Origin of the sequence: Paenibacillus sp. OSY-SE, assembly GCF_000283315.1 — a bacterium.
In the GTDB taxonomy this organism is placed as follows: Bacteria; Bacillota; Bacilli; order Paenibacillales; family Paenibacillaceae; genus Paenibacillus_B; species Paenibacillus_B profundus.
On the sequence record NZ_ALKF01000201.1, the window covers coordinates 135967 to 151109 of the forward strand.

Sequence of the window (15143 nt, forward strand, 5' to 3'; positions counted from 1 at the left end):
CCTCCTCTACGAGATTGGTTAGGATGAACGGTTCGTTCCTGATTATTTCAAGCAGGGCAGTATTTTGGCCACATCGCTATGCGGTCTCGGAATGACGTGCGCTGCCACCAGCTCCCCTAGCCGCTGTACGGCTTCCGCGCCGACTTCCGTAGCGGCTTTGACTGCTCCGACATCTCCCCGGACAATAATCGTAACGAGTCCAGAACCGATTTTCTCCGTACCGACGATTTCCACATTGGCCGCCTTCAGCATCGCATCCGCCGCTTCAATCGCCGCCGTTAACCCTCTTGTCTCAATGATTCCCAATGATTCGTTCATCTGAAAAACCTCCTTCGGAAGTTGAGTTTCGATTTCCTTATTTGACTGTAGAGAGAAGCTTGGCCACATCGCTATGCGGGCGTGGAATAACATGAACTGCTACCAATTCACCTACACGCTGCGCCGCTTCTGCTCCGACTTCAGCCGCTGCCTTAACCGCACCTACATCTCCTTGCACCATAACGGATACGAGTCCGGAACCGATTTTCTCGGTGCCCACAATTTCCACATTCGCCGCTTTCAGCATCGCATCTGCCGCTTCAATCGCCGCCGTTAATCCTCTTGTTTCTACAATAGCTAATGACTGGTTCATTTCATTTTTCCTCCTTCATGTTCTTCTTCTCCGACGCAGCCGGCCGGGAAGCTTTTGATTTCGTGTTTGGTTTCGCATCCATCTCATCCGTCTTGCTGGACGAAGCCGTAATATTCTCGTTGCCAGCAACGTCCGGCTGCGCTTGCTGCCGCTCCACCGCCATCTTCTGTTCCTTCGGCAGCGCCATCTCTTCAGCTGCCATCTTATCCAGCTCCTGCCCCGAAGAAGGCACGATAAACTTCATAATTTCAGCGTGAGGCTTCAATATGACGGCTGCGTTAGCAAGCGGATTGTCGGCTTTGCCGGCGCATACCGCCTCGGCCGCTTCCACCGCCGCCTTCACATTGGCAATATCGCCGCCTACTACGACCGTTACCAGCTTCCCGCCCAAATAGTTCTCACTTGCCAACCACTCCACCTGGGCCGCTTTGCTCATCGCATCGGTCATTTCCAGTGCGGTCGCAAAATAACGGGCTTCAATCACGCCTATCGCATCGTAAGACATCATGGTGTTCCCTCCGTTCCATCACGCGGCAACAGCTGCCCGATTCCATCGTCAGGATTGTTGATGATATGGACGGCTACAAGCTCCCCCGTATTCTGGGCTTCAAGCGCTCCGATGTCGAGTGCGGCTTGAACGGAATCCAGCTTTCCTTGAATGAGCACCGTCACTATGCCCGATCCTGATTTTTCAAAGCCTAATACGGTTACATAAGCGCATTTCACCATCATATCCGCAGCGCGAAAGGCCGGTGTCATGCCGATCGTTTCAATCATGCCAAGGGATTCTTTCATGCCGCCCCCCCAATAGTGCTTCTTCACACACTCTATTTCACGGATATTTTGCCTTGCGTCATTAAAGAGGCAATTCCCGCGCTGCCCGACGTAATGCATTTCGTGATTACTTGGTCATCGCGCAAATATGACAACGCCTCTTCCCGCGCTACAGCGAGCGCCGTCTGCACGTGACTGACGGTTCCGCTGAACTTCACTTGAATCATGACCGGAATGGAAGCCGGCATGTCATCGGGCGGGTTGTTCGCATCAATACCGTGAATGTGCACATCGGCCGCCTTGCAAGCTTTGTCCATAACGGCCAAGGCTACGCTGTACCCCTGAACCTCTAAAAATCCCAATGCTTTGCCGTCTGTCATCGTCATCTACCTCTCTTGCCGGATTCAACGTTCCGCAAGAACGCACCGCTTCTTTCTCGTGAAGGTACGAGCTGATGTCAGACCTTCGCCCGTCGGACCTGCGATCGTCATCGTCGTACAGCCCTCTCCGCCAGCGCCGACACCAGCCAGAGACGAAGCGTTCTTCACAAAGATCGTCGTGCCGATCGCGCGCTCAAATGCAGCGAAGTTAGCTACATTGGTGGAATGCATCAGCGCGGTATGCCGATTGCCATGCTCCGCCTCTACAGCCAAGCGAATCGCTTCATCCAGATCACTCACCCGTACGATTGGCAATACCGGCATCATCTGCTCCAATTGCACGAACGGATGGTCGAAGTCGACTTCGCAAATAAGGAGCTTCACTTCTTTTTCAGGTGTAACGCCGATTTTCTCTAAAAATAAAGCCGCATCCTTACCGATCCACTCTTTCACGGTGTGGTATTCACGCTTCATATCCAGTGAGCAGCCGCCTGCCGTCTCGTTCACGTTCGCTTCCAATGCGAAGCTCATCACCTGTTCGAGCTCGCGGTCGTCCAATCGATATGCCCCGTGATTCAACATGTGGAATAGGAGATCGTCAGCCACTTTGTCAACGACGAACACTTCCTTCTCCGCAATGCATAAAATGTTGTTCTCGAAGGACGCCCCTGCAATAATCTCTTTCGCCGCCCGTTCTATGTTAGCGGTTTCATCAACAATAACAGGAGGATTGCCTGCGCCTGCGCCAATCGCTTTTTTGCCGGAACGAAGCAACGCTCTTACCAACCCGGGACCTCCCGTGCCGACGAGCAGTTGAACCTTCGGCGATTGTGTGATCGCATCCAGCGTTTCTTTGGTCGGCTCCTTCACCATCGTCACCAGATGCTCCGGTCCGCCTGCTTCCTGGACCGCCCGGTTTATCATTTTTACCGCGTAAGCGCAACAAGCTTTGGAGGATGGGTGGACATTGTATACGACTGCATTGCCCGCAGCAAGCATCCCGATGGCGTTATTGATAACCGTCTCTACTGAGTTCGTCACTGGAGTTACGGCCCCGATTACGCCAAACGGCCCATCCTTCACCAACGTAAGCCCATTATCTCCAGAAAACGCTTTCGTTTCCAAATCCTCTGTGCCAGGCGTTTTGAGAGCGGTTAACTCTAACTTGGCGATTTTATCCTCATAACGTCCGAGCTTCGTTTCTTTCAATACCATGCTTGCCAATGTTTCCTTATGCTCGAGCGTCGCTTTGCGAATGGCGGCAATAAAGCGCTCCCGATCCTGCATACTGAAATGGTGAGCGTATGCTCTCTGAGCCTGATAAGCAGCAGCTATCGCCGCTTCCGCCTCATCGAACACTCCGTAATCGCCGTTGCTCCGCACAGGCGCAGCGGCCACAGGTGCTGATTCAGGCTTTGCCTGTCCGGTTGCCGCGTCATCTGCAGCTTGCGCGCCGGGCAGATTTTGCTCGATATTTTTCAACACGCCCTGAATAATGTTCTGGATGTCCGTTTCCGTCAACTTGATGCTCAATCTCGTTCACCCCTTCAATTGCAGCTTCTGCAACACTTGTTCCGTCACTTTAGCAACAATTTGATTGACGAGGTCCGCTTTATCCGCTTCGCTCGGAATTTGTGTTTCCTCACGGCTGCGCACATCGGTCCGAACCGGCTTGCAGCTTGGCGTTCCCCCGCTATGAATTCCCATCTTCTTGCGAATTTCGATTAAATCGGATACTTGGCTGCAATTCAATTCATTCGCTTGTTCAATGATTTTTCCGGAATACATCAGCATGAGCGCGTAATGTTCCAACGACTCGAGGCGGTAATAAGCTTCCACAATATCTTTGCCCCAAGTCAGCGCGCCGTGATTCGCCAACAACACCGCGTTGTAGTCCTTGCAGTACGGAGCAATCGAGTCCGGCACTTCCTGCGTTCCCGGTGTCGCATATGGAGCGACCGGAACTTTCCCCAGAATAACAACTGCCTCTGGCGAAACGGCCTGATCCAAATCGATGCCCGCAATCGCAAACGATGTCGCCACTGGCGGGTGTGCGTGAGTAACAGCCTGAACGTCAGGATTTTCTGCGTATACCCGCAGATGCATCTTGATCTCGGAGGAAGGCTTGCGGTTGCCGGCTAGCACCTTGCCGTTCAAATCCATCTTGACGAGCATGTCCGGCGTCATGAACCCTTTGCTCACCCCAGTCGGCGTGGCCCATATCGTGTTGGGGCCTGTTTTTACGGTAATGTTCCCGTCGTTAGCGGCCACGAAATTTTTGAGGTACATTCTTCTGCCCATTTCGCATATCATCTTTTTCGCTTCAAAATCAGAATAGTACGTTGTCTTTTTAAGCACGATGTCACCTCCTGTGTGATGCCTTATATGTGTGTCTTTATGTCATTTATTTTCCTACTTGTTACGTTGTTTGTCAATGATTTATTTTGACTTTTATTGTTTCTTGTTTGTTTTGTTGAATAAACTTTTAAGAACTATCTCTTTTTTGTTATTTTTAAGTTTGAATGTTATACTATTAGTGTATAAACAACATCCAAACCACAAAAACCACATCTATTTTTGGTAGTGAAGTGTGATATACTTATTAAAACCAATAAAATGTATGTGTTTTAGGAGCGAATTTGTGCAATGTTACCAGTAGCGAGAAAAGCCAAAATTAAAGAGATTATTATGGAAGAGAAAAGCGTGACCGTTGCCGCGCTTACTTCTTTGTTCAGCGTGACGGAGGAAACGATCCGCCGCGACCTGAAGCAGTTAGAGGACGAAGGCATCCTGACACGCACTTATGGCGGAGCCTATGTTCCAGACGGGGTGCAAAATGATGTGAACGTGAATTTGCGGGAGCACATCCATGTCGACGGCAAGAAGCGCATTGCCGCAAAATGCGCTGAATTCATCGGCAACGGCGACTCTATCTTCTTGGATGCTTCCACCACGTCGTTGTATATTGCGCAGCAATTGGAGGATAAGCGGATAACCGTCGTCACCAATTCGATTAAGATTGTCAACGCTCTAATCGACAACAAGAATGTCCATTTGGTCATCATCGGCGGCGGCATCTCCTCCAGTTCCATGTCCGCTCTCGGACGCAACGCCGAATTGAACATGAACAGTTATTTTTTCGATTTGGCCTTTATCTCCTGCCGATCCGTCAGCATGCAGCATGGCATTACCGATTCGAACGAGCAGCAGGCGGAGGTGCGCCGGCTGGCCGTCGAGCGCGCCAACAAAGTCCATCTCGTGGCGGATATTACGAAGTTCGACCGCACTTCCTTTGCCAGCATCTGCGACCTCGATAATATTCATACGATCGTTACCGACAAGAAGCTGGGAGAAGCATGGCATGAATTTTTGAATACGCACAACATTGCCCTGCACGAGTGCATCTGATTGCCTGAGCAACACGACAAAGGCTGCATCGCCGCAATTCACGGGCGAGCAGCCTTTTTTATTAATGATTGGGATGTCCATTTACAGAGCATTTTAGCTATAGGAGAAAATTTTAATAAATTGAAGAGTTATGGGAACACCTTTTTCTGGAGCTTCATCTATTGTGAGGACTCCTTCGGATACTTTATACACAATAAGCGGTTGTAACATTCCGTTTATAAATAGATTCACGTAAGATACAGTGGCTGGATTCAGTATCCCTGTGCTCCCGAATTGAATTAGCTCATCCTGATTCGTGTAAGTATTCTTAACGCCATCTGAAACCGTAATGTATTGGAAGGTTTCGACCTTAAGAACCCCGGTTGTAGGTGGGGGTGGAGGTGGAGGGACGGGAAAGAGGACGGAGCAATCCTGTGGAGGGAAAATTGTATTGCATGGCAGTGTGGAAGACGTTTCAACATAGCTGAACTTTAGATTGCGATCCCACGGTTTCGCCGTTATCCGAATCACATTGCTTACCTCATTCACCTTTAAGATTCACCTCCTACCAGTCACTAAATTGTTTATTGACCAATTCAATTTCTCATAGCACTTCATGATATGCACGTTCAACTGTTCTGTTCCCGCCTGTATGCAGGTTTATAAATAAAAAGGCTGCCCTAGAGTAGAAGCCTACCTCTAGTACAGCCCTTGTCCAACAGTAATTCACACAACAACGATTACGGGAGTGCCACATCCTATTCCAACGATATTTTCAACACGATTACGTTACAACAAATTCCACAGTAACTGGGGTAGCAGGGTCAAGTACATCTCCACCCGGTATTGTCAACGTTGTTGCGGTTGCTGTTGAAGTACTAGCTAATTGGAGCACACCATTAATACTAAGGTTGTAGAAGGCAGGTGAGGCAGGGAATGCAGTTGCAGCCGCGCCTGTATCATCTGTAAATGCTGTAGCTGCAATCGCAAATGTGGCCCCCGCTCCCGTACCTGCTCCTATAGTGGATACAAATCTTCTGCCCGCAATAAACGGTTTGATAATTGCCATATCATAACAACTCCTATTTACTATTTTAGCTCTACACAAATCATCAATTATCTGACGACTTGTATGTTATATTAAATGCAAATACTTTAAGAGATGTCACTATATTTGACATGGTAAAATGATATATTTTCATTTAAAAGCTGGTTGAAACAAAAGGATAAGGATAACTTCCCAACTTTCAGCCCGGTTCACTGCAAAGAAGCCCAGCTCATTTGCAGTGAGCCGGGCTTTGTTCGTATGATGCGCTGATTCGTCCTATTCTTTGTCTTTCTTCGCGAACATGGCAAGGAGGCTATCCGCGAACGGCGGATAAGCAATGCCGTTCTGCGTAATGATCGCCGTAATATGCTCGTGATCCGTCACATCAAAGCACGGGTTATATACGTTGACACCTTCCGGCGCCATCGGTTTTTCATACCATTTGCTCGTTATTTCTTCATCCGGTCTTAATTCGATATGGATATCGTCGCCCGTAGCGCACTGCAAATCGACCGTAGACAACGGCGCACAGACGTAGAACGGGATGCCGTAATGCTTCGCCAAAATCGCCACCGCCGACGTCCCGATCTTATTCGCGGTGTCTCCATTAGCAGCTACCCGGTCACAGCCGACCAGAACGGCCTGAATCTTGCCTTCTTTCATGACAATGGAAGACATATTGTCGCAGATGAGCGTCACATCGATGCCCGCTTCATGAAGCTCCCACGCTGTCAAGCGCGCGCCTTGCAGCAAAGGTCTCGTCTCATCGGCATACACCTTAAAACGGTATCCTTGCTCTTCTCCCAAATAGATGGGCGCCAGCGCGGTGCCGTATTTTGCCGTAGCGATCGCCCCCGCGTTGCAATGGGTCAGTATGCCCCATCCCGGCTGCAGCAGTGACAAGGCGTATTCGCCAATTTGCTCGCACACCTGCTCATCTTCAGCACGAATCGCTTCCGATTCCTGTCTCAGCGCTTCTTTAATCTCGCTTACACTTTTGCCTTGCTCTTGCTTGAAGCGTGCTTCCATCCTATCCAACGCCCAGAACAAGTTTACAGCCGTCGGACGGGACGATCCCAAATACTCTTTTACCCGTTTAAAATCGTCAGCCATTTCTTCATATGTCGCCGCAGCCGAAGCCTTGACGCCCAAATACATGCCGTATCCTGCCGCAATGCCAATGGCCGGAGCGCCGCGCACCTTCAAATGGTAGATCGCGTCCCAAATATCCTTCAATTCTTTCAGTTGCAAAAATACTTTCTCATTGGGCAATAAGGTCTGGTCCAAGATGACCAGCGTGTCGTTCGCATCATCCAAAGTTACCGATTGAATCATTGTGGCAGTCATGTTGTTATCTCCCATCGTCTCATAACCTCCTTATCTGCTGTAAACCTCGCCGGCTGCTGCAATCACCTTAACAAAGTCAGCTCCGCCTTTCATGTTGTTTCTCTCCATAATGAACCGCTTGCCCATGACGATGCACATCTTCTCCGCCCGCGCTCTCGCGGCATGGTCCGCAATGGAGGTGATGTCCTTCACATGAGCAAGACCCAACGTCCTGCGGCACAACTCTAGCCCTGCAACGCCTGCCGTATCCCGCAAGATCATTTCGAGATAATATTGATCAAAGCCTTTGTAAGCAGCGCATTTGTCCGTTGCGGAAGCTGCCCACGTTTCCAGAAACTTCTCTTTAAATAAATCAATAATATCTTGAATTGTGGAAATGAGCCAGTCTTTTTGCCGTTCCTTCTCCGCCCCTTCCTCCATCACGCTGTCCGCATTGACATAGGCAAAGATAAGATTGGCAATGACATTACCCACATCATAGCCAGCCGGTCCGTAGAAAGCGAATTCAGGATCAATGACTTTGGTCGAATCTGGCTTCACAAAGATGGAACCCGTATGCAAGTCGCCATGAATGAGTGACTGGGCGTTGCTCATGAATTCGAACTTCAGCTTCGCCGTCTCCAGGAGCAGCGCTTCGTCCTCCCATAGGTATTCCTTTACAAACGGGAGCAACGGCGCAAACACATCATTCCGCGGACAATCATAGAATGGCTCCGTATATACTAAATCTTCGGTAATTTCACACAAATCCGGATTAATGAAATCTTTGACTTGCTGTTTCTTCGCTTTATGATTCAGGACAACGTCCGTCGTCAGCAGCAGCGTATTGACCATAAAGGTCGAGATATGCTCCGCAAGAAGCGGGAACTGCTTATGCTTCAGCAAAGCGGTGCGCAATATTTCATGGTCGGACAAGTCCTCCATGACGCAGCAGTTCATGACGGCATCATATTTGTATATTTGCGGCACAAGCCCAGGAGCCAGATCATATTCGATTTTCAAAATCTCGCTCTCTATCCGGTTGCGGTCTGGCGATACTTTGAACTCATCCGAGATGCGGGCGACCGGACCGGCCTGCTTAATGATAAGCGACTGCTGCGTATTTTCATCGACGACCCGGAATACGTAATTCAAGTTTCCGTCCCCGATTTCCTTGCATGACAGTACGGCATCCTGAGCAAAGTAATCCAGCTGGCTCATCGCATAATTAATAACATTGCTTTCTTTCATCGTGAAATAATTATTGAAATCGTTCATCTCTATCTCCTCCTACAACCGTTATTTCTGTTTGTAATAGGTTAAAGCTAGCGCAAATGCAAGTACGGTTCCCTTCACGATGTCCATTGCATAATAAGGAACAGACATCATAACGAGACCGTTCTGCAGTATACCGATGAGAATCGCCCCGACGAATGTTCCGAACGCATTCGGTCTGCCTGCGCCGGCTACGGAAAAACCGATGTATGCCGCCGCAACTGCATCCATCAAATACGGCGCGCCCGCATTGACCTCAGCCGTCATGACACGTGATGCCAACATAATGCCGCCAACCGCCGCAAAGCCGGCCGATAGCACATAAGCAAGCACACGATATTTGTTGACAGGAATCCCTGACAGCTTGGCTGCCTCCATATTTCCTCCGATTACATACATGTAACGGCCGTGCTTCGTGTAATTCAGGAAAATATGAACGACGACAACGACGACTAGCATAATGATAATAATCCACGGCACTTGGCCGATTTTCGAGAAGAACGCACTGATTTGCCCTTGAGCGAAGGTGCCATCCGGCATAACCATGTTCTGCGATACCGTCGCCCCTCTCGTATAGGTGAGCGCAACCCCTTGAATGATGAACATCGTCGCCAGAGTCATCAGCATATCCGGAATTTTCATTTTGACAATCATGAAAGAGTTCAGAAGCCCCGCAAGGAGACAGACCGCAATGGCAATAATAATGCCGATGAATGAATTTTGCGAATGCCAGACAAACATGGAGATGACGACAGCGTTAGCCAGTGAAGCTACGGAGCCGACCGACAAGTCGAAGCCGCCCACTGACAATGAAATCGTGATCCCGATGGAAATGATCGTAACAATAGATATCGAACGCAAAATGTTAATGATATTAGAAGGCATTAGAAAGCTGCTGGACATCGTGCCGAACACGGCGATTAGAATTAAAATCGTTACAATCGTCCCGTATTTATATAAAAAATCAAAGAAATCGAAAGACTTGGCCGCCTTCAATTGACGCTGTTGACCTGTGCTCATGCTACTTTCCTCCCGTCGAGTAGAACAATAATTCTTCTTCGTTGGTAGCGCTCGTCTGGAGCTCCTTCACGATCTCGCCATCGTACAGCACGTATACGCGATCGGTAATGCCGACGATTTCCGACAGCTCGCAGGAAGCATAAATAATGCTTTTCCCCTGCTGCGCCAATTGTGAAATGAGTTTAAAAATGTCTTTTTTCGCCCCGACGTCAACGCCTTTGGTCGGTTCATCGAAAATGTAAACTTCCGCTTCGGTCGTCAGCCATTTTCCAATCGCCACTTTTTGTTGATTTCCGCCCGACAAATTTTTAACTTTTGCCTGTTCGTTCGGTGTCTTGATGCCCAGACCTTGAATGAGCTGCTGAGCCTCTTTTTTTTCTTTACCGAACTGCAGAAATGTGCTGTAAGCGCAAAACTTCGACAGATTGGCAACCGTCAAATTGCTAACAACCGATTCAAGCACGAGTATGCCTTCCTTGCGCCGTTCCTCCGGCACGAGGGCAAGACCTTGCTTCACGGCATCATTACAATTTCGAATGGAAAGCTTCCGCTTCTGAAGCACGCGCTCGCCAGACACGACGCGCGACGCACCGAAGAGCGCTTTGCACAGTTCCGTCTTGCCGGCCCCTACAAGTCCTGCGAGACCGATGATTTCACCTTTCCGTACATAAAAATCGATGTTTCTGAGCTTATCGCTGTCCGACAGGCCTTTCACTTCAAAGTTCGTTTCTCCGATTTCAATCGGTACTTTCGGAAATTGATCATCTAATTTTTTACCGAGCATGTACTCCACAATGTCGTTTTGATTTGTGTCTGCAATCCGCTTTTTAATGACGAATTCTCCATCCCGCATTACCGTAATGTCATCGCATATTTCAAACAACTCTGGCAGACGGTGCGAAATAAAAATGACGCCGACATTATTTTTCTTCAAATCTCTCACAATGCGGAATAGCTCTTCCGTTTCAGCATGGCTGAGTGGAGCGGTCGGCTCGTCTAGAATAAGGAATCGGCACTCCTTCGTTATCGCTCGCGCGATCAAAATCATTTGTTTCTCTGCCAGCGTCAGCTCACTGACTAGTTTTTTCGTCGATACCTTTACGTTCATGCGCTCGAGTGTCGCCTTGGCATTGCTGTGTATGCGTTTCCAGTTCATCCATTGCCTTTTCCCCATATCGTTGACCGTATCGTCTAGCATAATATTTTCGCCAACGGTCAAATAAGGAATAAGTGCCGTATCTACTTCCTGATACACGATTTGGATTCCCAAGTCTTTGGCATCTTTCGGCGAACGGATATGCACCGCTTGGCCGTCGATCCATATTGCTCCCGTGTAATGGTTATAAGCTCCAGACAACACCTTCATCAACGTCGACTTACCCGCCCCGTTCGCACCGATGAGAGCATGGGAGGTTCCGCTCTCCGTTGTAAAATCTACGTTGTTTAGCGCTTTCACACCCGGGAACTCGATGGTAACCTGCTTCATATCCAGGCGAATCGCTTGCTGCTCAATCATCTCTCCACCTCCTGTACGGATTCGGGAGGGTAAGCGTTGTCAATTACGTATCTAACGATTGTGCACGCTTGAACGCTTCCCTCCGTCACCTTTCTATTTGGATATGTACGCTTCCTTAAGCGCTTGCATCCAGCTTTCGTCAAAATCTTTGCTTACTCCCCAGCCCGGGATAATCGTGCTAAGGCTTTCCATGTTCACTGTTTCCCCTGCGGAGTTCAATTGCACTTGCGTAATCATCGTCGGCTTCAAATCAAACTTTTGTGGTGTTTCCTCGCCTGCAATCTTCTTGGCGATAAGACGCATGTTGACGGCACCAATGACTTTCGGATCCACGGCAGCAGTCGCTACCCACGGACTCTTCTCTTCTTGCATCAGCTGCAAATCGGCGTTCGAGACGTCAATGCCGTATATTTTGATTTCGTCCCGCCCTGCTTCCTTCACGGCCCGTGCCGCTCCGATAGCGAATGCGTCCCATGTAGCGAAGATAGCGTCAATTTCACCTTTTCCGTGCTTGGTCAGCATCGCGGATACAGCGTTCTGCGTCTGTACAGATGTGTCGGATGCCGCTACACCGAAGCGTTCTACTTCCTTGATGCCTGTGTTCTTCTTCATAAAGTCTTGGTACACGCCATTGCGGCTTACCATCGGCGGGAACCCGTCCACCCATAAATACACAATGTTACCGCTTCCATTTAGCTGCTGATTCATGCTTTCCAGCGCTAACTGAGCAAGCTGTGCATCATCTTGCGACGTCAACGTGACACCGTTGAGCGCAGCCAGATCCGGATTAGAGTCAAACGTGACGACAGGAATCCCCTTATCCGTCAACTTCTTGACATCATCCAACGTTGCAGCGTCATCCCCGTGGGAGATAATGACTCCGTCGTATTTCTTCTCCAATGCTTGGGCGATCGCATCGTGGAATTTGGCTGTATCGCCGTTGGCGGAGAACGTGTCCACCGTAAATCCCATCGATTCCCCCTCTTGTTTCGCGCCGGCTAAATATTGTGCCGTATGATCGTCGCCTCCGATTTTGCGGATGACCATCACTTTCACATCTTTGCTGGCGATAGGCTGAGGAAGATTTTCAATTTTGCTTTTATCCACGTTCGGTTTGCTTTGCGAAGAGTCTCCCCCGGTAGAACAGCCGGCAGCGACAAGCATTACGGCCATCAATGTTACGACAAACCTAGTAAAAACTTTGAATTTCATCTCCTGCACCCCTTATAACGTAGTAGATAAATCCGCAGGTCCTATGTAAGAAGTCATAAAACCTGTTGTTGATTAAATACTACCACCTTCATACCCAGATCGCAATGAAAATTTATTGTTTTATATTGTTTTGTGTTGATTAATACATTATTATTTTGATTATTATTTGTTGTACGCTAAAATCGCGATAAGAATCTGGTTTAACTTGTTCCAAAAACAACATTTTAGATTATAGTTTCCATTGGGTATGGAAAACTTTATGAGGAACCAATTGCGTTAATAAAAAAAGAATGTTATTCTTTTATCAGACCGAACGTTCTGTTTGTTCGAGTAATATGATAAAGGAGTCAACTTATTAAGATGAAAGTGAGTCAACGGAGAACATCAGAGACAAAAAAGCGGATAGCGGCAGTCTCAAAGGAATTATTTTCACAAAAAGGCTACCTTGCGACATCCATAGAAGATATTATCGCCGCATCTGGAAGCAGCAAAGGTAATTTATATCATCATTTTAAAAGCAAGGAAGGGTTGTTTCTTTATTTAATTGAAGAGCAGGTGGACGAATGGATTGAGCATTGGGCCAAAAAAGAACACTTATACGCGACAGCAGCGGAGAAATTGCATGGGTTAGCTGATCATAGTGTCGATGATTTTCAAAATCCGCTTATTCAAGCGGCAGAAGAATTTAGCGGCAGCCAAACAGCAGATCCCGTTATCGTAGAACAGATCGTAGTCGCCACGAACAAACAGCGCGATGTGTTCCAAAGCGTCATCCAGGAAGGCATCGCCAACAGGGAATTCGAGGAATGTGACGGAAAACAAATCACTTATATTTTATTCGCACTCGTTGCCGGTCTGGGCGCGGCACGCTACGAGTTGGAGCTCAATGAGCTTCGCGCGTTGCATCATACGGCGATTTCCGTTTTTTTACATGGTATCGCAAAAAAAGAGAAACAATAAATTTTTTTCACACAAAAACAGACCGGTCGTTCGGTTTGTAAACTATGAAATGGAGTGATTAACATGGAGAAGTCGGTTTACTTAGAACGAATGTCTGGAATCGCGGCTCACATTGAAGAAGCGATGCGGGAATTCGAAGTCCCCGGACTTGCTGTCGCCGTTATACATAAGCAGGATGTATTGTTCCGTTCCGGATTCGGGTTGAGGGATGTTGCCCGGCAACTGCCGGTAAACACGGAAACGATATTTGCGATTGGCTCTTCAGCCAAATCCTTTACCGCAATGGTGTTGGCGATGCTTGTGCAAGAAGGCAAACTTGAGTGGGATGCGCCGGTGAAGCAGTATTGGCCGGACTTCCGCATGCATGACGCGGTTGCGACAGAACTTATTACATTCCGGGATATCGCTTGTCATCGTTCCGGGATTCCTAACCACCAATTTTTGTTTTATAAGCCCGAACTGACAGGCCGGCAATTGCTTGAACGGCTTCGGTATTTAGAGCCCAGTTTGCCTTTTCGTCAAGCGTGGCAATATTCCAACGCCATGTTTTTTATTGCGGGCTGCTTGATCGAGTCCATCACAGGAACGCCTTGGGAACAATGGGTGCAGAGCAACATTTTTACGCCGCTTAGCATGAAGAACAGCAATTTTTCTGTTGCGCATACAACGGCAGGAGCCAACTATTCATTGCCGTATGATATTGCAAAGGATGGAATCGCAGAAATTCCGTTTACGGCAGACCGAGCGGGCGCTGCGGGAGACATCAACACATGCGTTGCGGATTTGGCAGCTTGGGTTTCTCTGCAGCTTAATCAGGGAAGCTTTCAAGGCCATCGACTTTTGTCGGAGGAACTGGTCCAGGAATTGCATCAGCCGCAGGTTGTTATAGGCCCAGGTCACCTTCTCCATTTTCCAGAGATGCCCTATTCCGCTTATGGTCTTGGATGGATCATTGACACTTACCGCGGGCATAAGCTTGTCCATCATGGCGGAAAGAATAATGGCTTTACCGCTCATGTATCGTTTATGCCCGCAGATGAGATTGGGATCGTTGTGCTGGCCAACCGGGACAGTTCCTATTTGCCGGATTGCCTCGCGTATACGCTTTATGATCAATTACTAGCCAAGGAGCCTATTGACTGGACGGGAAGGTTTAAGCAGGAGGAAGCGAAAATGAGAAAAATGATAGACGACATGAACGCTCCCTCAGAACCTGCGGAGCCTAAGCCCAGTTATGATCCTCTTTTCCCATTCGATGATTACACAGGTCATTACCATCATCCTGCCTATGGCGGCATAACCATTCACCGATTGGGGCAGGAATTGTCTATGGAATATCGTACTCTTATGTCGGGATTGATCCCGCTTGATCAGACTAAGTTCCGCACCGAAGATGGAGCCATGGATGTGACGTTCGCACGGAATGAGGAGGGAGACATTCAGAGCCTTCAACTGCCGTTGGAACCGACCGTCAGCGAGATTGTATTCGTCAAACAACAGAATGAAGGCGACGATTCCTGATTGCAGAATTAGCGTCTTTATAGCACACAATGTCAAGCTGATTAGTTGATAGTATTGTTGAGCTCCGGCTCCCGTTGAGGGGCTCAGTGTCAT

Annotated in this window: 17 protein-coding genes; 3 read left to right on the plus strand and 14 right to left on the minus strand. The window is 48.5% G+C overall.

Annotated elements, in window-relative coordinates:
• Window positions 1-42 precede the first annotated feature (42 nt).
• The 7 genes from A372_RS0127545 to A372_RS0127575 are packed head-to-tail and all read right to left on the minus strand — an operon-like array spanning window position 43 to window position 4098.
• Window positions 43-318: a BMC domain-containing protein gene (locus tag A372_RS0127545; protein WP_019424157.1), complete on the minus strand. Its 276-nt coding sequence runs from the start codon at window positions 316-318 to the stop codon at window positions 43-45.
• A gap of 37 nt (window positions 319-355) precedes the next feature.
• The gene (locus tag A372_RS0127550; protein ID WP_019424158.1) at window positions 356-631 is read right to left on the minus strand and encodes a BMC domain-containing protein; all 276 of its coding nucleotides are present in this window, start codon (window positions 629-631) and stop codon (window positions 356-358) included.
• 1 nt (window position 632) lies between these two features.
• Window positions 633-1139: a BMC domain-containing protein gene (locus A372_RS35650; RefSeq protein ID WP_019424159.1), complete on the minus strand. Its 507-nt coding sequence runs from the start codon at window positions 1137-1139 to the stop codon at window positions 633-635.
• The gene (locus A372_RS0127560) at window positions 1136-1426 is read right to left on the minus strand and encodes a BMC domain-containing protein (protein ID WP_019424160.1); all 291 of its coding nucleotides are present in this window, start codon (window positions 1424-1426) and stop codon (window positions 1136-1138) included. Before A372_RS0127560 ends, A372_RS35650 begins: the two co-directional genes overlap by 4 nt.
• A 32-nt stretch (window positions 1427-1458) precedes the next feature.
• Entirely contained in the window at window positions 1459-1785 is a 327-nt protein-coding gene (locus A372_RS0127565; RefSeq protein ID WP_019424161.1) for a BMC domain-containing protein, read from the minus strand.
• 24 nt (window positions 1786-1809) lie between these two features.
• A complete protein-coding gene (locus A372_RS0127570) occupies window positions 1810-3318 on the minus strand; it encodes an aldehyde dehydrogenase family protein (protein WP_019424162.1) in 1509 nt (502 codons plus the stop codon).
• A gap of 6 nt (window positions 3319-3324) precedes the next feature.
• The gene (locus A372_RS0127575; protein WP_051004552.1) at window positions 3325-4098 is read right to left on the minus strand and encodes a class II aldolase/adducin family protein; all 774 of its coding nucleotides are present in this window, start codon (window positions 4096-4098) and stop codon (window positions 3325-3327) included.
• A gap of 333 nt (window positions 4099-4431) precedes the next feature.
• Between A372_RS0127575 and A372_RS0127580 the strand changes: the two genes are divergently transcribed.
• Window positions 4432-5193 carry a DeoR/GlpR family DNA-binding transcription regulator gene (locus A372_RS0127580; protein ID WP_019424164.1) on the plus strand — a complete coding sequence of 254 codons (762 nt, stop codon included), beginning with the start codon at window positions 4432-4434 and terminating at the stop codon, window positions 5191-5193.
• 93 nt (window positions 5194-5286) lie between these two features.
• Here A372_RS0127580 and A372_RS0127585 read toward each other — a convergent pair whose 3' ends face one another.
• The 7 genes from A372_RS0127585 to A372_RS0127615 all read right to left on the minus strand — a co-directional run bounded on the left by A372_RS0127585 (window position 5287) and on the right by A372_RS0127615 (window position 12569).
• Window positions 5287-5721 (minus strand): DUF4183 domain-containing protein, encoded by a 435-nt coding sequence (locus tag A372_RS0127585; RefSeq protein ID WP_019424165.1) that lies wholly within the window; start codon window positions 5719-5721, stop codon window positions 5287-5289.
• A gap of 235 nt (window positions 5722-5956) precedes the next feature.
• Window positions 5957-6241, minus strand: a complete 285-nt coding sequence (locus tag A372_RS0127590; protein WP_019424166.1) for a DUF4183 domain-containing protein — start codon at window positions 6239-6241, stop codon at window positions 5957-5959.
• A gap of 255 nt (window positions 6242-6496) precedes the next feature.
• Window positions 6497-7582 carry an S-methyl-5-thioribose-1-phosphate isomerase gene (gene mtnA / locus A372_RS0127595; protein ID WP_019424167.1) on the minus strand — a complete coding sequence of 362 codons (1086 nt, stop codon included), beginning with the start codon at window positions 7580-7582 and terminating at the stop codon, window positions 6497-6499.
• A gap of 15 nt (window positions 7583-7597) precedes the next feature.
• A complete protein-coding gene (gene mtnK / locus A372_RS0127600) occupies window positions 7598-8824 on the minus strand; it encodes an S-methyl-5-thioribose kinase (protein WP_019424168.1) in 1227 nt (408 codons plus the stop codon).
• A 21-nt stretch (window positions 8825-8845) separates the two neighbouring features.
• A complete protein-coding gene (locus tag A372_RS0127605) occupies window positions 8846-9841 on the minus strand; it encodes an ABC transporter permease (protein ID WP_019424169.1) in 996 nt (331 codons plus the stop codon).
• A 1-nt stretch (window position 9842) separates the two neighbouring features.
• Window positions 9843-11357 carry a sugar ABC transporter ATP-binding protein gene (locus tag A372_RS0127610; protein WP_019424170.1) on the minus strand — a complete coding sequence of 505 codons (1515 nt, stop codon included), beginning with the start codon at window positions 11355-11357 and terminating at the stop codon, window positions 9843-9845.
• 93 nt (window positions 11358-11450) lie between these two features.
• On the minus strand, window positions 11451-12569 hold the full coding sequence (locus A372_RS0127615; RefSeq protein ID WP_019424171.1) for a sugar ABC transporter substrate-binding protein: 1119 nt from the start codon (window positions 12567-12569) through the stop codon (window positions 11451-11453).
• 360 nt (window positions 12570-12929) lie between these two features.
• On the opposite strand from A372_RS0127615, the gene A372_RS0127620 reads away from it, so the two are divergent.
• Complete coding sequence (locus tag A372_RS0127620) at window positions 12930-13529, plus strand: TetR/AcrR family transcriptional regulator (RefSeq protein WP_019424172.1); 600 nt, start codon at window positions 12930-12932, stop codon at window positions 13527-13529.
• Between the two features lie 63 nt (window positions 13530-13592).
• Window positions 13593-15050, plus strand: a complete 1458-nt coding sequence (locus A372_RS34845; protein WP_019424173.1) for a serine hydrolase — start codon at window positions 13593-13595, stop codon at window positions 15048-15050.
• Window positions 15051-15143: the final 93 nt, after the last annotated feature.